Origin of the sequence: Amycolatopsis plumensis, assembly GCF_042652605.1 — a bacterium.
GTDB classification, from domain to species: Bacteria; Actinomycetota; Actinomycetes; order Mycobacteriales; family Pseudonocardiaceae; genus Amycolatopsis; species Amycolatopsis plumensis.
The window spans coordinates 8353113-8374429 of sequence record NZ_JBHSJY010000001.1 but is presented as its reverse complement, the minus strand read 5'-3'; the positions used below and the strand labels follow the sequence as shown (position 1 = coordinate 8374429).

The 21317-nt window shown below is 71.6% G+C and carries 15 protein-coding genes; 13 read left to right on the top strand and 2 right to left on the bottom strand.

Annotation, left to right across the window (positions count from 1 at the left end; translation table 11 throughout):
• Positions 1–39: 39 nt before the first annotated feature.
• Positions 40–1224, top strand: a complete 1185-nt coding sequence (locus ACFPLC_RS40250) for an FAD-dependent monooxygenase (RefSeq protein WP_378189473.1) — start codon at positions 40–42, stop codon at positions 1222–1224.
• Between the two features lie 31 nt (positions 1225–1255).
• Here ACFPLC_RS40250 and ACFPLC_RS40245 read toward each other — a convergent pair whose 3' ends face one another.
• Positions 1256–1456: a hypothetical protein gene (locus ACFPLC_RS40245; protein WP_378189475.1), complete on the bottom strand. Its 201-nt coding sequence runs from the start codon at positions 1454–1456 to the stop codon at positions 1256–1258.
• A 159-nt stretch (positions 1457–1615) separates the two neighbouring features.
• Here ACFPLC_RS40245 and ACFPLC_RS40240 point away from each other — a divergent pair, with 159 nt between their 5' ends.
• The 12 genes from ACFPLC_RS40240 to ACFPLC_RS40185 all read left to right on the top strand — a co-directional run bounded on the left by ACFPLC_RS40240 (position 1616) and on the right by ACFPLC_RS40185 (position 18214).
• A complete protein-coding gene (locus tag ACFPLC_RS40240; RefSeq protein WP_378189477.1) occupies positions 1616–2818 on the top strand; it encodes an ROK family transcriptional regulator in 1203 nt (400 codons plus the stop codon).
• 304 nt (positions 2819–3122) lie between these two features.
• Positions 3123–4310: an ROK family protein gene (locus tag ACFPLC_RS40235; RefSeq protein ID WP_378189478.1), complete on the top strand. Its 1188-nt coding sequence runs from the start codon at positions 3123–3125 to the stop codon at positions 4308–4310.
• Positions 4307–5803, top strand: a complete 1497-nt coding sequence (locus ACFPLC_RS40230; protein WP_378189480.1) for a sugar ABC transporter ATP-binding protein — start codon at positions 4307–4309, stop codon at positions 5801–5803. Before ACFPLC_RS40235 ends, ACFPLC_RS40230 begins: the two co-directional genes overlap by 4 nt.
• Complete coding sequence (locus tag ACFPLC_RS40225; protein ID WP_378189482.1) at positions 5800–6801, top strand: ABC transporter permease; 1002 nt, start codon at positions 5800–5802, stop codon at positions 6799–6801. Before ACFPLC_RS40230 ends, ACFPLC_RS40225 begins: the two co-directional genes overlap by 4 nt.
• 21 nt (positions 6802–6822) lie before the next feature.
• On the top strand, positions 6823–7878 hold the full coding sequence (locus ACFPLC_RS40220) for a substrate-binding domain-containing protein (protein WP_191307932.1): 1056 nt from the start codon (positions 6823–6825) through the stop codon (positions 7876–7878).
• 66 nt (positions 7879–7944) lie between these two features.
• Positions 7945–9090, top strand: a complete 1146-nt coding sequence (locus ACFPLC_RS40215; RefSeq protein WP_378189484.1) for a Gfo/Idh/MocA family protein — start codon at positions 7945–7947, stop codon at positions 9088–9090.
• Positions 9087–10091 (top strand): sugar phosphate isomerase/epimerase family protein, encoded by a 1005-nt coding sequence (locus ACFPLC_RS40210; protein WP_378189486.1) that lies wholly within the window; start codon positions 9087–9089, stop codon positions 10089–10091. The genes ACFPLC_RS40215 and ACFPLC_RS40210 overlap by 4 nt, the downstream gene beginning before the upstream one ends.
• A gap of 9 nt (positions 10092–10100) precedes the next feature.
• Positions 10101–10955, top strand: a complete 855-nt coding sequence (locus tag ACFPLC_RS40205) for a TIM barrel protein (protein ID WP_378189489.1) — start codon at positions 10101–10103, stop codon at positions 10953–10955.
• A 20-nt stretch (positions 10956–10975) separates the two neighbouring features.
• A complete protein-coding gene (locus tag ACFPLC_RS40200; RefSeq protein ID WP_378189491.1) occupies positions 10976–11965 on the top strand; it encodes a multicopper oxidase domain-containing protein in 990 nt (329 codons plus the stop codon).
• The gene (locus ACFPLC_RS40195; protein WP_378189493.1) at positions 11962–15972 is read left to right on the top strand and encodes a ThuA domain-containing protein; all 4011 of its coding nucleotides are present in this window, start codon (positions 11962–11964) and stop codon (positions 15970–15972) included. The genes ACFPLC_RS40200 and ACFPLC_RS40195 overlap by 4 nt, the downstream gene beginning before the upstream one ends.
• A 37-nt stretch (positions 15973–16009) precedes the next feature.
• The gene (locus tag ACFPLC_RS40190; protein WP_378189495.1) at positions 16010–17842 is read left to right on the top strand and encodes an OmpL47-type beta-barrel domain-containing protein; all 1833 of its coding nucleotides are present in this window, start codon (positions 16010–16012) and stop codon (positions 17840–17842) included.
• 12 nt (positions 17843–17854) lie between these two features.
• Complete coding sequence (locus tag ACFPLC_RS40185; protein WP_378189497.1) at positions 17855–18214, top strand: hypothetical protein; 360 nt, start codon at positions 17855–17857, stop codon at positions 18212–18214.
• A 150-nt stretch (positions 18215–18364) separates the two neighbouring features.
• Here the strand turns inward: ACFPLC_RS40185 and ACFPLC_RS40180 are convergent, their stop codons facing one another.
• Complete coding sequence (locus tag ACFPLC_RS40180; RefSeq protein WP_378189499.1) at positions 18365–21301, bottom strand: AAA family ATPase; 2937 nt, start codon at positions 21299–21301, stop codon at positions 18365–18367.
• Between the last annotated feature and the right edge of the window lie 16 nt (positions 21302–21317).

Below are 21317 nucleotides of genomic sequence, written 5' to 3'. Positions count from 1 at the left end.
CCTCGAACATAGATACCTAACTTAGCTATAGGGGATGTCATGAAGCGAGTTCTGATCTCGGGGGCCAGCATCGCCGGACCGGCACTGGCGTTCTGGCTGCGGCAGGCCGGCTTCGCGGTCACCGTCGTGGAGAAGGCAGCCGAACTGCGGGTCGGCGGCTATCCCATCGACGTCCGCGGCACGGCGCTGGACGCGGTCGGCCGGATGGGGATCCTCCCGCGCCTGCGGGACCTGCACATCTCGACGCGGCGGCTGACGTTCCTCGATCCCGACGGCGGCGTGATCGCGTCGCTGGCCCCGGAGGCGATCATCGGCGCCACCGAAGGCGGAGACCTCGAGATCCGCCGCGGCGACCTGATCCGGACGCTGTACGACCTGGTGCGCGACGACGTCGAATTCCGGTTCGGCGACACGATCGGAACCCTCGCCGACCACGCGGACGGGGTCGACGTGACCTTCCGCGGCGGCCGCGAAGAGCGCTACGACCTGGTGATCGGCGCCGACGGCCTGCATTCCCGGACCCGCGAGCTGGTCTTCGGCGACGAGGCACCGTTCCACCACTACCTCGGCTACTGCTTCGCCGGGTTCACCATGCCCAACGACTTCGGGCTCTTCCGCGAGGGGCTCGCGTGGAGCACGCCGGGCAAGGGCGCGGCCCTGTACGCGGTCCTGGACAGCGAAGAAGTGCACGGCTTCCTGGTCTCCGCCCGGCCGGAACCGCCGCTGGAGGCGTTCCGCGACCCCGAGGCGCAGCGCGACCTCATCGCCGGCACTTTCGCGGGCGACGGCTGGGAAGTCCCGCGCATGGTCGCGGCGATGCGGGAAGCCGACGACCTGTTCTTCGACGTCATCAGCCAGATCCGCATGCCGGCCTGGTCGTCCGGCCGCGTCGCGCTCGCCGGCGACGCGGCCCACGCACCGTCGTTCCTCACCGGCCAGGGCACCAGTCTCGCCCTGGTGGGCGCGTACCTGCTCGGCCACGCCTTGGCCACCATCCCGGACCACGCGGCGGCCTTCGCCGCCTACGAGAACCGGTTGCGGAGCTTCGTCGAAGCCAACCAGGCGCTGGTGACGGCGGGCCAGGCCACGCTCTTCCCGGCGACGGCGGAAGCGCTCGAACGCCGCAACGCCGCGCTCCGGCAGCTCACCACGGTGCCGCGGAGTGAGCCCCGGCCCGAGCACTCGGCGTTGACGCTGCCGGACTTCCCCGTGCCGGTGCGGTGAGGCGGCCGGGCCGCGACCGCCTCACCGAGCGTCAGGCCGGGATCACGAGCACCGGGTAGTACCTCGGCAAGACGCACAACCCGTTGGTCGCGAACATCTCCAGCGAGCTGCCGACGCACCGCACCCCCGGCCAGATTTCCGCCTGGGCCGAGGCGGTGGTCGTGGCGGTGGTGGTGATCAGGACTCCGGTCGTGAATGCCAGCGCAGCGAGCGCGGCCGTGATCCGTCGCATGGCGATCCTCCTGTCGTGGAGCCGGTTTCCGATGGCCGGAGGCTGCCCGGAAGCACGCCGGTTGAACGGGTTCGGGGCGGATGGCACCGGTCCGGGTGACCCCCACAGGGATCCCGCCGCTGCACGGCCGCCCGGGAAAGCACCAGTACGCTCAGGTGAATGAGCACGGTATCCACCCCGGAGCAGTCGATGGTCGAAACCCGGCACCAGACCCGGCTGCTGACCCTGCTCCGCGACGACGGCCCGATGTCGCGGGTAGAGCTGGGCGAGCGCCTCGAGCTGCCGCGCGCCCGGGTGGGTGCCGAGGTGGCGCGGCTCGCCGAGGTCGGCCTGGTCGAGGCCGCGGGGCCGTCGGCCAGCCGGGGCGGGCGGCGCTCGACGCTCGTCCGGCTCGCGGGGGAACTGCGGGTGCTCGCCGTGGACGTCGGTGCCACGTCGGTCGGCGTGGCGGTCACCGACGCTTCGTGCGAAGTGCTCGCGCACGCCGTCGAAGACTGCGATGTGCGGCAGGGGCCGCACCCGGTGCTGCGGCGGGTGGCCGAGCTGGCGGCGAAGGTCCGCGACGAGGCACCCGGCAGGCTGGTCGCGGCCGGCGTCGGGCTGCCCGGGCCGGTCAGTTTCGCCGAGGGCATGGCCGTCGCGCCGCCGATCATGCCCGGCTGGGACCGGTTCAACGTGCGCGACCACCTCGGCGGGCTCTGGGGTTGCCCGGTCGCGGTGGACAACGACGTCAACGCGATGGCGCTCGGCGAGCGGCACGCCGGGGTCGCGCGCTCGACCGACGACCTGATGTTCGTCAAGATCGGCACCGGGATCGGCTGCGGGATCGTGCTCGGCGGCAAGGTCTACCGCGGGGTCGCGGGCACGGCGGGCGACATCGGGCACATCCGGCTCGACGACTTCGGCCCGACCTGCGCGTGCGGGGAGGTCGGCTGCCTCGAGGCCTACTTCGGCGGGGCCGCGCTGGCCCGCGACGGGCTGGCCCTGGCTCGCAGCGGCCGGTCGGCGCACCTGGCCGAGGCGGCCGCCGAACGCGGCGTGGTCACCGCCCGTGACGTCGGCCGGGCCGCGGCGGCCGGCGACTCCGGCGCGGTCAACCTCATCCGCGACGGCGGGCGCCGGCTCGGCCAGGTCATCGCCTCGCTGGTCTGCTTCATCAACCCGGGCATGGTCGTGATCGGCGGCGGCGTGGCCCAGCTCGGGCACCAGCTGCTCGCCGAGGTGCGCAGCGCGGTGTACCGGCGCTCGCTGCCGCTGGCCACCGGCAACCTGCCGATCGTGCTGTCCGAGCTGGGCGAGACGGCGGGCGTGATCGGGGCCGCCTGGTCGGCCACCGATCGGGCGTTCACGCTCAGCAGCTGACCCCTCCCGGGCCCAAACGCAGTGAATGACTCATTCCTGGCATCAGACGCCAGGAATGAGTCATTCACTGCATCCCGGGTGGCTGCGTGGTGACTGGGCGTTGCTGAACGCGTCCACTGTGTAATGCTCGATCCGGACAGACTTTCGCGCGCGTAGAGCGAAAGTCTGTCCGGTTTCGCACGTCTATCCGGGTGAAAAGCCGACTAAACGCACGGGTATCACCTTGACGAGTGATGCCAGTCACCCTACTTTCGCTGCCTGAGCGACAAAGTGCGTTCAGTAGCCAGCGCAAGATGGGGGCACCGTGGCCGTCACCGGAACGAGGCAAGCCGGCTCGGCGAGCCCGCGTACGGCGAACCTGGCCGCGGTCCTGCGGGCGCTGCGCACCGGCCCGCTCTCGCGGACGCAGCTGGCGGCCCGCTGCGGGATCGCCAAGTCCGCGGTTCCCGGCCTGCTCACCGAACTCGCCGAACGGGGTCTCGTCCGCCCCGCCGGGGTCCTCCCCGGTCACGGGCGGCCCAGCCGGCTGGTCGAGCTGCACGGCGAAGACGCCTACGCGCTCGCGCTGGGCATCGAAGCCGACCGGCTGTCGGCCCTGGTCACCGATCTCTCCGGCCGGGTTTTGGCCGAGTGGACCGAGGCCGTCGACGTCGCCGCGCTCGGTCTCCCGAGAGGCATGGACGAACTCGCCCGCCTAGCCCATCGGGTGCTGCCCGGTCCGCCGGTCGGGGTGGCGATCTCGGTACCCGGGCTGGTCGATTCGGCCGCCGCCGTGCTGCGGTTCGCACCGGCGCTGCGCTGGCGGGACGCGGAGATCGCCGGCCTCATGGCGGCCCGGCTGGGTCTCCCGGTCGAGGCCATCGCCGTGGACAACGACGCCAACCTCGGTGCTCTCGCGGAATCGGTCGCGGGCACCGGGACCGACGTCTGCTACCTCGGCGGCGGAACGACCGTCGGCGGCGGGTTCGTCTCCGGCGGCACGATCCTGCGTGGCGCGCGCGGCTTCGCGGGTGAGGTCGGGCACATCGCCGTCGACCCGTCCGGCGAGCGGTGTTCCTGCGGCCGGACGGGCTGCCTGGAGACGAAGGCGAACCTGGCCGCCGTCCTGCGCGCGGCCGCGGCGCCGGGTGACCCGCTGCACGATCCCGCGCCCGGCGTCGAAGCCCGCGTCACCCTGCTCAAGGACCGCATCCGGCGCGGCGACCAGCGCGCGGTGACGGCGGTCCACGAACTCGGGGTCGCGCTCGGCATCGCGCTGTCCACTGTGGTCGACGTGCTCGACCCGGACGTCGTCGTGCTCGGCGGCTACTTCGCCGAGCTGGGCGAGTGGCTGGTCGAACCGGTCCGGGTCGAGCTCGCCGCCCGGCCGCTGGGCCAGGCGCGGGTGGTGGCGTCCCGGCTCGGCCTGCGCGCCCCGCTGCGGGGCGCCGCCCACCTGGCGGCCGAGCGGCTGTTCGCGAACCCGACCCTCGCCGAGGAGGCGACAGTATGAGTCTGCTGTCCGTGCGCGGGATCGTGAAGACGTTCCCCGGCGTCCGCGCCCTCGACGGCGTCGACCTCGACGTCGAACCCGGTGAGGTGCACTGCCTGCTCGGCCAGAACGGCGCCGGCAAGTCGACGCTCATCAAGGTTCTCTCCGGCGCGCACCAGCCCGACACCGGGGAGATCACCTGGCAAGGCGAACCGGTGATGCTCGGTTCGCCGGTCGACGCGCTGCGCCTGGGCATCGCGACGATGTACCAGGAACTCGACCTCGTGCCCGGGCTTTCGGTGGCGGACAACATCTTCCTCGGCCACGAACGCGCCCGCTTCGGCTTCACCCGGATCTCCCAGGCCCGCGCCGAGGCCGCCCGGCTGATGGCCCGGCTCGGGCACCCGGACATCCGGCCGTCGACCGAGGTCGGCAAGCTGTCGGCCGCCGGCCAGCAGCTCGTCTCGATGGCCCGCGCGCTCGCCCACGACGCCCGCTTGCTCGTGATGGACGAACCCACCGCCGCGCTGGCCGGCGAGGAGGTCGACAACCTCTTCCGCATCGTCGGCGAGCTGACCGCGGACGGCGTCGCGGTCGTCTACATCTCGCACCGCCTGGAAGAGCTGCGCCGGATCGGGCACCGGGTGACCGTCCTCAAGGACGGCCGGACCGTCGGCACCGGTCTCGACGCGGCCGCGACGCCGACCGCCGACCTGGTCGCGCTGATGGCCGGGCGCAAGGTGGAGACGGTCTTCGGCCCGCGTCACGACGGACACGCCCGGCCGGAGACCGCGCTCGCCGTCGAGCACCTCACCCGGCACGGCGAGTTCGAGGACGTGAGCTTCACCGTCCACGCCGGCGAGGTCGTCGGCATCGCCGGGCTGGTCGGCTCCGGGCGCAGCGAGCTGCTGGAGACGATCTTCGGCGCGCGCAAGGCCGACCGCGGAACCATTGCCGTCCAGGGGAAACCGCTCGGACCCGGCGTCCAGGCGGCCGTGAAGGCGGGCATCGGCCTCGCGCCGGAAGAGCGCAAGAGCCAGGGCCTGCTGCTGGACCTGCCGGTGGTGCACAACGTGACCTTGGCCAGCCTCGGCCGGTACGCGAAGCTCGGCTTCACCGAGCGGGCCAAGGAACTGGACGACGCCGGCGCGAGCCTGCGGCGGCTCGACCTGCGGCCCGCCGATCCCCGGCGGATCGTCCGCACGCTGTCCGGCGGCAACCAGCAGAAAGCCGTGCTCGCGCGGTGGCTGGTCCGCGGGTGCCGGGTGCTGCTGCTCGACGAGCCGACGCGCGGCGTCGACGTCGGCGCCCGCGCCGAGCTGTACCGGCTGATCGACGAGCTGGCCGCGACCGGGGTCGCGATCGTGCTCGTGTCCAGCGAAATCCCCGAGGTGCTCGGGCTGTCCGACCGGGTGCTGGTGCTGCGTGAGGGCCGTGTCCTCGCCGACCGGCGCTCCGCCGGGCTCACCGAGGCCGAGGTGCTCGACGTGATTCTCGAGGGGAGCGCGGCATGACCGAAACCCAGGCACCGCCCCAGGAAGCGCCGCCCGCCGAACGGAAGCGACGGTTCGCCGTCGCCGCCGACCCGCGGCTGCTCGGCCTGGCGGCCGTGCTCGTCGTGCTGTGCCTGGTCGGCCAGTTCACCCGGCCCGAGCTGTTCTTCACCGAAAGCAACATCTCGACGATCCTGCGGCTGGCCGCGGCGATCGGCGTGGTCAGCGTCGGGATGACGTTCGTGATCATCAGCGGCGGCATCGACCTGTCCGTCGGCTCGATGGTCGGCCTGGCCGGCGTCTGGCTGACGACCCTGGCCACGCAGTCCTACGGGCCGTTCGTGATGGTCCTCTGCGGACTCGCGGTCGGGCTGGGCTGCGGGCTGATCAACGGCGTTCTCGTCGCGTACGGCAAGGTCGTGCCGTTCATCGCGACCCTGGCGATGTACGTCTCGGCCCGCGGGCTCGCCGAGCGGATCAGCGGCCGGCGCACCCAGGTCGTCGCCGACCAGGACTTCCTGGCCTTCTTCCGGGGCAGCTTCCTCGGCATCCCGACGCTGATCTGGCTGTTCGCGCTGGTCTTCGCGGTCGGCTGGGTCGTGCTCAACCGCACCACCTTCGGCCGGCGGACGTACGCGGTCGGCGGCAACGCCGAGGCGTCCCGGCTGGCCGGGATCAACGTCAAGCGCCACCTCGCGCTCGTCTACGGCGTGGCCGGGCTGTGCTGCGGGATCGCCGCGCTCATGGTCGTCGCGCGGACGACCGCGGGCGCGTCGACCAACGGCATGTTCTACGAACTCGACGCGATCGCGGCGGTGGTCATCGGCGGCACGCTGCTGACCGGCGGCCGCGGCTCGCTCATCGGCACGCTCGTCGGCGTGCTGATCTTCACGGTGCTGTCGAACATCTTCACGCTGAACAACCTGGACACCGACATCCAGAACATCGCCAAGGGCGTGATCATCGTGCTCGCCGTGCTCTTGCAGTTCCGGGCCAGGAAAGCCAGGACCGGTCCGTAGTCATCACCGATGGAGGTCATCATGGCCGAACAACCCTTCCTCGGCCGCCGGGGATTCCTGCTGGGCGGGGCCGCCGTCGGCGCCGGGGCGCTGCTGGCCGGCTGCACGTCGAACACGCCCGCGAACTCGGAGGGAGGCGCGCCGGTCGCCAACGCGGGCAACAACACCCAGCCGGGCAAGCCGATCACCATCGGCTTCTCCGCGCCGGCCGCCGACCACGGCTGGATCGCGGCGATCACCAAGAACGCCAAGGCCCAGGCGCAGAAGTTCAGCGAGGTGAAGTTCAACGCCACCGAGGGCACCAACGACGTCAACCAGCAGATCTCCCAGGTGGAGACGCTGATCAACGCGAAGGTCGACGTCCTGGTGATCCTGCCCTTCGACGGCAAGGCGCTCACCGCGGTCGGCCAGCAGGCGATGGACGCGGGCATCCCGGTGATCAACCTCGACCGTGTCTTCGACACCCCGCTGGCGTATAGAACGTGGATCGGCGGCGACAACTACCGGATGGGCGTCAACGCGGGCAACTACATCGCCGCGGAGCTCAAGAAGAAGAACGTCGCGAACCCGATCATCGGCGAGGTCGCCGGGATCGACTCGCTGCCGCTGACCCAGGAACGCAGCAAGGGCTTCTCCGACGCGCTGGGCCGCGCCGGGTTCAAGGTCGGCCCGCGCGTCTCGGCGCAGTTCACGTCGGAGTCGGGCGAGCAGCAGACGGCGAACCTGCTCCAGGGCGCGCCCAAGCTGGACGCGCTGTGGAACCACGACGACGACCAGGGCATCGGCGTCAACGCCGCGATCGACACCGCGGGCCGCAAGGAGTTCATCATGGTCGGCGGGGCCGGCTCGAAGAACATGATGAACCTGATCAAGGCCGACTCGTCGCCGATCAAGGCGACCGTGCTCTACAGCCCGTCGATGGCCTCGACGGCGGTCGCGCTCGCCCGGTTGCTCGGGCAGGGCAAGGGCATCGGCGACCTGGCCGAGCACGACATCCCGGCCGAGATCACCACGTACTCGGCGGTGGTCACCAAGGAGAACGTCGACCAGTACCTCGACGTCGGCTTCGACTCGTGAGTGAGAAACAGGGTTAGAACACTGTTTCTCACTCACGACCACCGGCACCGGAACCAAAGGAGGGGTATGAGCCCGGGACGGGAAACGATCGGGATCGGCATGGTGGGGCACGCCTTCATGGGTGCGGTGCATTCGCACGCGTGGCGCAGCGTGCACCGGTTCTTCGATCCGCCGCTGGTGCCGCGCCTGGCCGTCCTCGGCGGCCGGGACGAGGCCCGGGCCAAGGCCGCCGCGGAGAAGTTCGGCTGGGAAGACGTCGAGACCGACTGGCGCAAGCTCGTCGCCCGGGACGACGTCGGCCTGGTCGACGTCTGCACCCCGGGCGACAGCCACGCCGAGATCGCGATCGCCGCGCTGGACGCCGGGAAGCACGTGCTGTGCGAGAAGCCCCTGGCCAACTCGGTCGCGGAGGCCGAAGCGATGGCCGAAGCCGCGCGGCGGGCCCGGGACCGCGGGGTGCGGGCCATGGTCGCGTTCAACTACCGCCGGGTGCCCGCGCTCGCCCACGCCCGGAAGCTGGTCGAGAGCGGGGCACTCGGCGACATCCGGCACGTGCGGTCGGTGTACCTGCAGGACTGGCTGTCCGACCCGCAGGCGCCGATGACCTGGCGGCTCCGTCGCGAAAGTGCCGGTTCGGGCGCGCTGGGCGACCTGGGTGCGCACATCGTCGACGCCGCCCAGTTCGTCACCGGCGAGGTGATCACCGGCGTCTCGGCGCTGACGAACACCTTCGTGAAGCAGCGGCCGTCCGAGAACGGCGGCACCGACGACGTCACGGTCGACGACACCGCGTTGTTCCTGGCCCGGCTGTCCGGGGGCGCGGTGGCGACCTTCGAGGCGACCCGGTTCGCGCTCGGCCGCAAGAACGCCATGCGCCTGGAAATCAACGGCTCCAAGGCGAGCCTCGCGTTCGACTTCGAGTCGATGAACGAGCTGCAGTGGTACGAGGGCACCGGCACCGAGGCCGGGTTCCGGCGCATCCTCGTCACCGAGCCACAGCACCCGTACGTCGGCGCGTGGTGGCCGCCGGGGCACCTGCTCGGCTACGAGCACACGTTCACCCACGAGGTCGCCGACCTCCTGGACGCCATCGGCGCGGGCACCGACCCCGTACCGAGCTTCGACGACGGCCTGCGCGTCCAGCGGGTGCTGGCCGCCGTCGAAAAGAGCGCTGCCGCAGAAGCGAACTGGACACCGGTGGAGGAAAGATGAGCCGTCCCGTCACGTTGTTCACCGGCCAGTGGGCCGATCTGCCCTTCACCGAGGTCTGCAAGCTGGCGTCGGAATGGGGCTACGACGGGCTGGAGATCGCGTGCTCGGGCGACCACTTCGAGGTCGACCGGGCATTGTCCGAAGAGGACTACGTGCCGGGACGGCTGCGGCTGCTCGCCGAGCACGGCCTCAAGGTGTGGGCGATCTCGAGCCACCTCGTCGGGCAGGCCGTCTGCGACGACCCGATCGACCACCGGCACCGGGCGATCCTGCCGTCCCGCATCTGGGGCGACGGCGAACCCGAGGGCGTCCGGCAGCGCGCGGCGGCCGAAATGGCCGACACCGCACGGGCGGCGGCGAAGCTCGGCGTGGACACCGTCATCGGCTTCACCGGGTCCAAGATCTGGAAGTACGTGGCGATGTTTCCCCCGGTCACGCGCGATGACATCGATGACGGCTACGCGGACTTCGCCCGCCGGTGGCACCCGATCCTGGACGTCTTCGACGAGGTCGGCGTCCGGTTCGCGCACGAGGTCCACCCGTCCGAGATCGCCTACGACTACTGGACGACCCAGCGCGCGCTGGAAGCCGTCGACCACCGGCCGGCGTTCGGGCTGAACTGGGACCCGTCGCACTTCGTCTGGCAGGACCTCGACCCGGTCGGGTTCATCCTCGACTTCGCCGACCGGATCTACCACGTCGACTGCAAGGACACCCGCAAGCGCTTCGACGGCCGCAACGGGCGGCTGGGCTCGCACCTGGCCTGGGCGGACCCGCGGCGGGGCTGGGACTTCGTGTCCGTCGGCCACGGCGACGTCCCGTGGGAGGACTGCTTCCGGGCGCTGAACTCGATCGGCTACTCCGGCCCGATCTCGGTGGAGTGGGAGGACGCCGGGATGGACCGGCTCCGCGGCGCGGCGGAGGCGGTGAAGTACGTCCGCGAGCACCTGTTCGACAAGCCGTCGGCGGCATTCGACGCGGCTTTCAGCAACCAGAAATGAGGGAGTTCCATGTGCGGTGACCGGCCAGAGCAGCACTCCCGACGGAAGTTCCTGAACGTGGCGACAGCGGCCCTCACGGTGGGGGCCGCGGCGGTGGCCCTGCCCGGCACCGCGAGCGCATCCCCCGCCCGCCGCCGCGTGCCGCTCGAGAAAATCAGCATCCAGCTCTACTCCCTGCGTTCCCTGCTCCAGAACGACCCGGAAGGCACGCTCTCCGCGCTGGCCGACATCGGCTACCGCAAGGTCGAGCTCGCCGGCACCTACGGCCGCACCGCGACCGAGTTCCGCGCCATCCTCGACCGCTGCCACCTCGAGGCGTCTTCGACGCACGTCGGCATCGACGGCGACCTGAACCAGGCGATCGCCGACGCCAAGGTCCTCGGCAACCGCTCGGTCGTCGTGCCGTACGCGAATTTCGGCACCATCGCCGAGTGGGAGGCCTTCGCGGGCCGCATGAACACCGCCGCGGCCGCCTTCAAGAAGGCGGGGCTGAACCTCGGCTACCACAACCACGACCACGAGTTCGCCCCGATCGGCGGTGTCGTGCCCTACGAGGTCCTCACCGCGAAGACGGACAAGCGGCTCGTCCACCTCGAGATCGATCTGTTCTGGGCGGTGAACGGCGGCGCGGACCCGGTCGAGCTGTTCCGGCGCCACTACCCGCGCGTCACGCAGTACCACGTGAAGGACCGGACCGCGGACGGGCAGATGGTCGACCCGGGCGCGGGGGTCATCGACTTCCCGCGCATCTTCGCCGCGTCCTGCCACACCATCCGCGAATTCATCGTCGAGCACGACCAGCCCGCCGACCCGCTGAATACGGCGAAGGTCGGCTTCGACTACCTCCGCACCGTCCGGTTCTGAGAGCCCCGGGGGGACTCGACATGCGAGTATCACGTCGGTCGATGCTGGCCGGAACCGCCGCGGGCGTGCTCGCGCCCGCGGTCGGGGTGGCCGGAACAGCGTCGGCCGCGGGCCTGACCCGCCAGCTCACCCTCTACGCCGAAGCCCTGCCCGGCGGCCTCTACGGCTACGGCCTCGAACCGGGCAAAGCCACGATCCCGGGGCCGCTGCTGGAAATCTACGAGGGCGACACCCTCGAAATCGAACTGGTCAACCGGACCGACCAGCGGCTGTCGATCCACCCGCACGGCGTCATCTACGACACCGCGTCGGACGGCGCTCCGCTCAACGCGTCGTTCAACAAGCCGGGCGAGACGCGGACCTACACCTGGCGCACCCGGACCCGCTACGACGCCGGTGGCGGGTTCTGGATGCCCGGCAGCGCCGGCTACTGGCACTACCACGACCACGCGATGGGCACCGACCACGGCACCGCGGGCCTCGCGCGCGGGCTCTACGGCGGGCTGATCGTGCGCAAGCGCGGCGACCTGCTGCCGAGCAGGCAGTACACCGTCGTGTTCAACGAGATGATGATCAACCACAAGATGGCGCCCGACACGCCGGTCCTGGAGGCGCGCCTCGGCGAGCGCGTCGAGTGGGTCTGCATCGGGTACGGCAGCCTGCCGCACACGTTCCACCTGCACGGGCACCGCTGGGCCGACACGCGCACCGGGATGCTTCGCGGCGCCGATGACAACGCTGCCATCGTCGACAACAAGAACCTCGACCCCGGCAGCTCGTTCGGTTTCCAGGTGCTCGCCGGGGAAGGCGCCGGGCCGGGCGCGTGGATGTACCACTGCCACGTCCAGACCCACTCCGACGGCGGCATGGTGGGGCTCTTCCTGGTCCGCAACCCCGACGGCAGCCTGCCCGACGGCGCGCAGGACGCGATCGACCGGTTCAAGCAGCACGGCCACACCGGGCACGACATGAACCCGGACGCCCAGACGCACCAAGGAGGGGAGCTATGAAGCAGCTTTTGGGGGGTCCAGGGGGGCTTGCCCACCTGGCGGGGTCTGGGGCTCGGCCCCAGAAGAAACGGCGATGGTTCGGCAGGCGCGGCGCGGTCGTGCTCGCCATCGGCTCGGTCCTGGCGGCCGGAGCTCCGCTGATGGCGATGCCGGTGGCCCAGGCGGCGCCCGCGGCGAACGTGCCGGTGAACGTCCTGGTCTTCCACGGCGCCGCCGCCGATCAGAAGGACCCGGTGCTCCGCGCGGCGGACGCGATCGCGCGGCTGGGCGGGGACAACGGCATCACGGTGACGGCGTCCTCCGACCCGGGTGTCTTCAGCGCCGCCAACCTGGCCCGCTACCGCGGTGTCGTGTTCCTGTCCGCGCAGGGCGTCGCGCTCAGCCGGGAACAGGAAGGCGCGCTGCAGGCGTACATGAAGGCGGGCGGCGGGTTCCTCGGCATCTCCGACGCCGCCCGCGCGCAGGACTCGTCCCAGTGGTTCACCGGCCTGATCGGGGCTCGCCCGGTCGGGGCGCGGCTCACGCCCGAGGCGGTGGCCGCGGTGACCGCGAGCGGGGAGAACCCGCCCAACGAAACCAAGGAGAAACTGGCCGACAACAACGAAAACACCAAGTGGCTGACGTTCGCGACGACCGGCTGGGCGGCCTACAAGATGGCCACGCCGGTCGCCGTCAGCAGCTACTCGCTGACGTCGGCGAACGACTACCCGGGCCGGAACCCGAAGAGCTGGACGTTGCAGGGCTCCGCGGACGGCAGCACCTGGACCGACCTGGACACGCGGGCGAACGAGACGTTCACCGAGCCCTTCCAGACCCGGACGTTCACCTTCGCCAACACCACGGTCTACCCGAACTACCGGCTGAACATCACCGCCAACGCCGGTGAGCCGATCATCCAGCTGGCGGACCTCAAGCTGTTCAAGGACACCTCGACGACCCCGCCGCCGCCGGAGTCGCCGCCGCAGCAGGCCGTTGTCGACGTCCTCGACGCGCAGCACCCGGCCACCAAGGGGCTGCCGCAGAACTGGACGCGCACCGACCGCTGGCTGAACTGGGAAACCAACCCGGTCGGCACCGTGCACACCGTGGCGCAGGTCGAAGAGAAGGGCTACCAGCCGGGGGTCGGCGCGAACGGCGCGTTCCACCCGATCTCGTGGTGCCGTGACTACGACGGCGGCCGCTCCTTCTACACCGGGATGGGCCGCACCGAGGCCTCCTACGGCGAAGGGCAGTTCCGCGACCACCTGCTCGGCGCCCTGCGCTGGACCACCGGCATGGTCCGCGGCGACTGCCAGGCCGGGATCGCCGCCAACTACAAGATCGAAAAGCTGACCGGCAAGAACGCGGCCGGCCAGCTCGACCAGATCGGAGAGCCGCACGGGCTGACCATCGCGCCGGACGGCAAGGTGTTCTACATCGGCAAGGCGGCCTGCCCGACCGGGCCGGTGGTCAGCTGGGACGACCCGAACGTCGGCCTCGGCTGCGGCACGATCCACCAGTGGGACCCGGCGACCAAGAAGGTCAAGCTGCTCACCACGTTGCGGGTGATGGGCAACCGGGGCAGCGGCGACGAGCTGGTCAAGAACGAGGAGGGTCTGCTCGGGCTGACGCTGGACCCGAAGTTCGCCGAGAACGGCTGGATGTACGCCTACTGGATGCCGCACGAGTCGATCGACCGCGACAAGCGGATCGGCAAGCGGACGGTCTCGCGGTTCACCTACAACGCCACGGCTCAAAGCCTCGACCAGGCCACCCGCAAGGACCTGCTGTCCTGGGACGTGCAGATCCACAGCTGCTGCCACGCCGGCGGCGGGATGGCGTTCGACAAGGACGGCAATCTCTACATCGGGTCCGGGGACAACAACTCCTCGGGCGGCTCGAACGGCTACTCGGGCAACAACTGGACGCTCGACTACAAGGGCCTTTCGTTCCAGGACGCGCGCCGCACGGCGGGCAACACGAACGACCTCGGCGGCAAGATCCTGCGCATCCACCCGGAGGCCAACGGCACGTACACGATCCCGCCGGGGAACCTGTTCGGAGGAGGGCCGGCGGACAAGACGCGCCCGGAGATCTACGTGATGGGTGTCCGGAACATCTCGCGGCTGCAGATCGACCCCGTGCACAACTGGATGACCGCGGGCTGGGTCGGCCCGGACGCGCCGTCGCCGAGTCCCGAGCTCGGGCCGGCGAAGTACGAGACGGCCACGATCATCACCGAGGCGGGCAACCACGGCTGGCCGTACTGCATGGGCAACCGGCAGCCCTACCGCGACCGCAGCAGCACCAACGCCGCGGAGCTCACCGGCTGGTACGACTGCGACCACCCGGTGAACACCTCGCCGCGCAACACCGGCCTGGTGACGCTGCCGCCGATCAAGGACAACATGATCTGGTACTCGCCGGACGGTGGCGGGCCGGTCTTCCCGAAGCGGCCGGGCTCGTCGATCCCCACGTACAACGCGGCGGACGCCACCTACACCCAGCCGTACCTGCGGGGTGGTGGCCAGGCGGTCATGTCCGGGCCGACGTACCACCGCTCGCTGGTCAACACGAACAGCGGTGTCGCGTGGCCGGAGTACTGGGACAACAAGTGGTTCATCGCCGACGAAGCCAACTCGCAGAACCGGGTCGCGGTGGCCGTGGATCCGGCGGGCGTGCCGACGCACCAGCCGCCGGTGTTCGCCGAGACGTTCCGGCAAATCATCCCGGGCGGGTCCGGTGACACGCGGGTGCAGAGCTGGATGGACGCCAAGTTCGGGCCGGACGGCGCGCTGTACGTGCTCGACTACGGCAACGGGTTCTTCTCCCTGGACGCCAACCAGAAGCTGCTGAAGATCAGCTACACCGGTGGCGCGCCGACGCCCGCCCCGGCGGCGTCGTCGACCATGGTGCAGAGCAAGGCGCTGACGGCGGCGTTCACCGGGTCGAAGTCCGGTGGCGTGTCCTACCGGTGGGAGTTCGGCGACGGCTCGGTGTCCACCCAGGCCGATCCGCGGCACACCTACCCGCGCACCGGCCTGTTCACCGCCAAGCTCACCGTGACCTACGCCGACGGCGAAGCGGTGACGACCCGGACCGCGGTCAACGTCGGGTGCGCGGTGGCCGATCCGAGCCCGGTGGTGACCTTGGGCGACTCGATCACGAAGGTGGTCAACCGCAACGCCGGTGGCGGCTGCACGGTGGACGACTTCCTCGACGACGAAGGCACGTGGAGCACGCACGCGGCGTTCGTCAACCACGTCGAGCAGGCCACCGGAACGCTGTCCGACCTCGGGATCCTGACCGACGCCGAGGTGGCGGAACTGAACGCGGCCGCCGAGGCGTCGCCGATCGGGAAGCCGGGCACGACGGGCTACCAGGCGCTCTTCGACGGCACGGCGGAGTCGCTGCGCGGCTGGGAACAAGCGCCGTCCGGGCAGTTCACCCTGCAGCCGGACGGCTCGATCCGCTCGGCAGGCGGGCTGGGCATGCTCTGGTACGCCCAGCGGCAGTTCGGCGACTTCTCGGTGAAACTGCAGTTCAAGGACATCGCCCCCGACCCGAACCGGGCCAACAGCGGTGTGTTCGTCCGGTTCCCGGATCCGCGGACACCCCTCGAACAGCGGCCGCCGGGCAGCTGCGGGACGGTCGGGTCGGCGCGGACGTCGCAGGCGTGGGTCGCGATCTACTGCGGCCACGAAATCCAGATCTACGACGGCGACACCGGTGAGCCGCAGAAGACCGGGTCGGTCTACAACTTCGACCCGCGCCCGCTCGACCAGGCGGGTGCCCGGCCGAAGGGCACGTGGAACGAGTACGAGATCAAGGTCGTCGGGCAGCACTACACGATGATCCGCAACGGCGTGGTGATCAACGAGTTCGACAACACCCCCGGGCAGCAGTCGTCGCGCGCGGGTGACCCGCCGACCGACCTGCGGCAGTTCGTCAGCGGGTTCATCGGGCTGCAGAACCACAGCGACAACGACCTGATCGAGTTCCGCAACATCCGGGTGCGGCAGCTGTAACCCTGCCGCGACCCCTCACTTCAGGAAGGGTCCCGCGATGTCCCCACGACTGATCGCCCTGCTGCTGACTGCTTTCCTGGCGGTGCTCGGGCTGGCGACGCCCGCGGCGGCGGCGCCGGTCCAGACGCTGACCTGGACCGGGAACAACAGCACCACCGAATACGCGTCCGCGCCGACCGGCGCCCGGCCCGGCGAGACCACCATCGTCTTCGAGAACAGCGAAGCGACCGGCAACACGACCGGGATGTCGCACACCCTGACGTTCGACACGACGACGCCGGGCTACAACCACGACGTCTCGCTGAACATCCTGGCCAACCCGTTCGACCCGCAGAACGGGCGGCACGAAGCCGTCGTGACGCTGACACCCGGCAAGTACCGCTACTTCTGCACCATCCCCGGGCACACCGCGATGGTGGGGGAGTTCGTCGTCTCCGACGGCACCGGCGACACGACCGCGCCCACCGTCACCGCGGCGGTGGCGGGCGACCGCGACCCGTCCGGCAACTACGTCGGGTCGGCCACGGTTTCGCTGACCGCGACCGATGCGGGCTCCGGCGTGGCGTCGGTCGAGTACCAGCTCGACGGCGGCACGTGGACCACGTACACCGCGCCGGTGGTGGTGACCGCGGTGGGCATGCACATGCTGCACTACCGCGCCACCGACGTCGCCGGGAACACGTCCGAAGAAGGGATGGCGCACTTCACGATCGTCGAAGGGCAGGGCGACACCACCCCGCCGACGGTGACCGCCTCGATCGCGGGCGAGAAGGATCCGGCGGGCAACTACCTCGACGTGGCCACGGTTTCGCTGACGGCGACCGACGCGGACTCCGCCGTCCGGTCGGTCGAGTACCAGCTGGACGGCGGCGCGTGGACACCGTACTCGGCGCCGGTCGCGGTGACCGGGGCGGGCGCGCATATGGTCCACTTCCGGGCGACCGACGCGGCGGGAAACACGTCCCCGGAGGGCATGGCGGGCTTCACGGTGGTCAAGCGCGACACGACGGCACCGACCGTGTCGGCCTCGGTCGCCGGCACGCGGGACCCCGACGGCAACTACGTCGGCAGGGCGACGGTCACGGTGACGGCGTCCGACGCGGGCTCCGGGGTCGCCGCGGTCGAGTACAAGGTGGACGGTGGAGCGTGGACCGCGTACGCGGGGCCGGTTCCGGTGTCCGAGGCCGGTGCGCACACGGTGGGCTACCGCGCTCGCGACGTCGCCGGCAATGCGTCCGCGGAGGGTTCGGTGTCGTTCACCGTGGTCGCCGGCGGGGACACCACCGCGCCTTCGGTCGCGCTCCAGGTCACCGGGAACCAGGACGGCGGCTGGAACTACGTCGGCTCGGCCACGGTGACGGTGACGGCCACCGACGCGGAGTCCGGCGTGAGCCTCATCGAGTACAAAGTGGACGCATCGGCGTGGACCCGGTACCCGGCACCGGTGGTCGTGTCGGCGCTCGGGGCGCACACCGTGCGGGCCAGGGCCACCGACGTCGCCGGCAACGTCTCGGCGGAGCTGACGGGGGCGTTCACGGTGGTCGCGGCCGCGCTGCCGCCGGACGCCTGCCCGTCCTCGGACACCCGGGAGACGGTGGTGATCGGCGGGGTCGACAGCCAGGTGGAGAACGTCGACACCGGCAACGGCTGCACGATCAACGACGTCATCGACGAGAACGCGGAGTACGCGTCGCACGACCGGTTCGTCCAGCACGTGAAGGCGGTGACCCAGGAACTGGTGGCCGGCGGGGTGCTGTCCACGGGCGACCGCAACCGCATCGTGACGGCCGCGATCGAGTCCGGCGTCGGCGGCGGCGGTTTGGCGCCGGCGGACGCGGGTAAGCGGAAGACTTCCGGCCGCGCCGACTGAAAGAAGTGACGGATGCCCGCCTTGACCCGCGTTCTCGGAGCGGTGACCGCCGCCTACAGTGCCACGATCATCGCCGCGCCGCGCGTACTGGCGAAACCGTGCGGCCTGACGACCCGGGACGGCGGGGTCACCGCGGGCGTCCGCACCTTGATCGCCGGTATCGGCGCCCGCGACGCGGCCATCGGCCTGGCGATGCTCCTCGCCCCCGAGGGCAAGCCGCTGCAGGTCGCGCTCGCGGCGCGGGTGGCGTCCGACGCGGCGGACGCGGTGGTGTTCGGCACGAACCTGCCGGACCGGGCGGCGCGCACGAAGGTGGCGGCGTTCGCGGCCACCTGGGCGGCGCTGTGCGCGGCCTCGGCACTGGCCCCCTGAGCTCGCCGCGCGCCCGAGCCACTGCGGACGCGACCGGCGGGCCGGCCGTGCGGACGCGGAATCGTGCGCCGCGTCCGCACGGCGCCGGCTTCGAGCCCGGCCGGTAGACCGTCTACACAGGACAGTATGTGCCACGCACGGGCACAGCCGTCACACCTCCGAGGCCGACGAATGCTCGGCCGCGAACCGGGCCAGCTCGGCGCGGTCGCGGACCGAGGTCTTCATCAGCAGGGCCGCTACGTGCTTTTCCACCGTGCGCGGGGAAATGTGCAGCCGCGCCGCCAGCGCCTTGTTGCTGAGCCGGAACGCCAGCAGCTCGAAGACCTCGTACTCGCGCAGGGTCACGCCGATCGCGCGCAGGCTTTCGGGCACCCGCTCGGTGCCCGTGCGGCGTTGCTGCACGGACGCGCCGGCCCGCCGCAGCAGCGCGCGGCACGCGCTGGCCACCGGGATCACGTCCGCGCCGTGGAAGTGGCTTTCGGCTTCGCGCAGCCATTCCGCGGGCTCGCCCCAGCCGTCGTCGACGGCGGGCTCCGCGGTCAGGCGCAGGCCCAGCGGCCGGGCGACGCCGAACGGGGCGGCCGCCTGGGCCGCGCGCCGCATCGCCGTGGCCGCCGCCTCGTGCGCGTGGTCGCGGCCGTGCAGCACCGCCTCGGCCAGCAGCACGAACTGGCGGTTCCAGCGCATCCCGCCGGTGGCCCCGCCGGCGACGCGCCGGTGATCGTCCCAGGCCGCGTCGCCGGCGATGACGTCGAGCAGCAGCTTGAGGCCGTGGGTGCCGGCGAGGTGGAACGTGCTCTGCTGGCGCGCCTGGTCGGCGGCGAGTGTGTCCAGTTCGGCGCGTGCGGTGTCGCGGTCCTCCTCCAGCAGCGAGCAGAAGACCTGGGCCAGGCCGCGCGCGAGCGGGGCCTCGGGACCGGCGTCACCGCCGCCGCGCCGGAAGTCGCCGAGCGCGGCCTCCATCGCCCGGCGGTCGCCGCGGTGTCCCGCCAGCACCGCCTGCGCCATCTGGACGTACCGGGTGACCGCGTACAGCTTGATCCGCGACGCCTCCGCGTAGCAGGCGTCGAGCCGCTGCCCGGCCTCGGTGAACCGGCCGCACAGCACGGAATGCAGGCCCAGCACGGCCTCGGCGTTGTAGGCCAGGCTGATCCCGCCGGTGCGCAGGGCCTCGGCCCGCGCGGTCTCCAGCCCGGAGGGGTCCGCCTCGGCCAGCCAGGCGTTGCCGCCGAGACCGACCAGCGCGTAGTTGCGCCAGTTCGTCAGCCGGTGCTCGGCCGCGCGATCGAGCATGCGCCGGAAGCACTCGTCGGACTCGGCCATGTCCCGCTCGCGCACCACGAACCCGACCGCGTAGAGCGCCTGGCACGCCGTCGACGGCGAGCCGATCCGCTCGGCGCCCTCGACCGCGCGGCGGCCCAGCTCTTCGCTACGGCGCACCCGGTCGGGGGCCGGACCGGACATCGAGAGGTACGCGTCCACGGCGTCGACCGCCACGGCCTCCTCGTCCAGTCCGGTCCCGGGCAGCAGCGCCCGCGCGGCGGCGACCTGCTCGAAGCCCTCCGCCCAGCGGCCGGCGACCTGCGCCGCCCAGGCCAGGCGGACGTGGACGCGGATCTGGCGCGCGGGGTCGCGGCCGTCGGCGGGCCGCAGCGAGCGCGCCACCTTCACCGCCCGGTCGAACCGCCCGGCCTCCGCCAGCGCGAACAGCAGCAGCTCGAGCAGGTCCCGGTACCGGCCGGACCGGTCGTCACCGCGATCGGCGTCGTCGCCGAGCAGGTTCACCGCGTGCTCCAGCACGGCGATCGCCGACCCGGGCGCGCCTTCGCCCAGCGCGCGCTGCGCGGCCTCGCGGTAGAGGTCGGCGGCGGCCCAGCGGTCCCCGGCGCCCAGCCGCAGCGACGCGGCCAGGCTGCACAGCTCGCCCGGCAGGTCGGGGTGCAGCTCCACCACGGCGTCGGCCGCTTTCGCCGACAGCGCCACGCGTTCGGCCGGGTTGAGCAGGGTCAGCAATGCTTCGGCGGTGAGCGGGTGGCGGAAGGCGTACCAGTCTTCGCCGCGCTCGTCGGCGATGAGCAGCTGGGCGGCGACGGCGGACTGCAGGTGGCCGAACAGGCTGTGGTCGTCCAGCTCGCTCACCCGTTGCACCACCGACAGCGGGAACCGGCGGCCGAGCACCGCGGCGATGGCGAGCAGCTGCTTGCCGCGTTCGCCGAGGCGGTCGGCGCGGCGGGTGATGATCGTGACGAGCGTCGAGGGCACCGCGCTGCGGCCGTGGCCGGTGAACCGCCAGCCCGCCGCGCTGTTCACCAGCTCGCCCGCCGCCACCATGCTGTGCAGCAGTTCCTCGACGACCAGCGGGTTGCCCGCGCTGTCGGCGAACAGGCGCTCGGCCACGTCGGCCGACACCTGGTCCGGCTCGGCGCCGAGCGAGGACGCCACGACGTCCCGCACCTCGGCGGGCCCGAGGCTGTCGAGCGGCATGAGGAGCCCCTCGCCGCGCCGGGCGACGGCGTGGGCCGCCTCGAGCGCGGGCGAGGGTTCGGCGCGCAGGGTGGCCAGCACGACCACCGGCTGCGTGCGGACGTTGGCGGCCAGGTACTCCACCACGGCGAGGGTTTCCACGTCGGCGTCCTGGAGGTCGTCGACGACGAAGAGACAGCCGCGGCCCGCCCCGGCCAGCCCGGTGAGCCGCAGCGTCGCCTCGGCGAGGACGACCAGCGAGGAGTCGCCGGCGGTGTCGGTGCCGGCGGCCCAGTCCGGGATCAGCCTGCCCAGCACCGACCGGTACGGCCCGAGCTGTTCGACCAGCTCGCGGCCGCCGGTGCGGGCGAGCGACAGCAGCGCTTCGGTGAGGGCCCGGAACGGGACCGCGGGCCCGGTGGTGCTGCCGCGGCCGCGCAGCACCACCAATCCCGCGTCGAGGGCGTGGCCGACCGCCTCGGCGGCCAGCCGGGTCTTGCCGATGCCGGGTTCCCCCGTGACGAACACGGCCGATCCCGAAGAGCGGCGAGCGTCCCGCAACACCCGCTCGATCTCCTCGATCTCCGGTGCTCGGCCGACGAGAGCGGGGGCACGGGTGCGCATGCGCCAACCTTAGAGA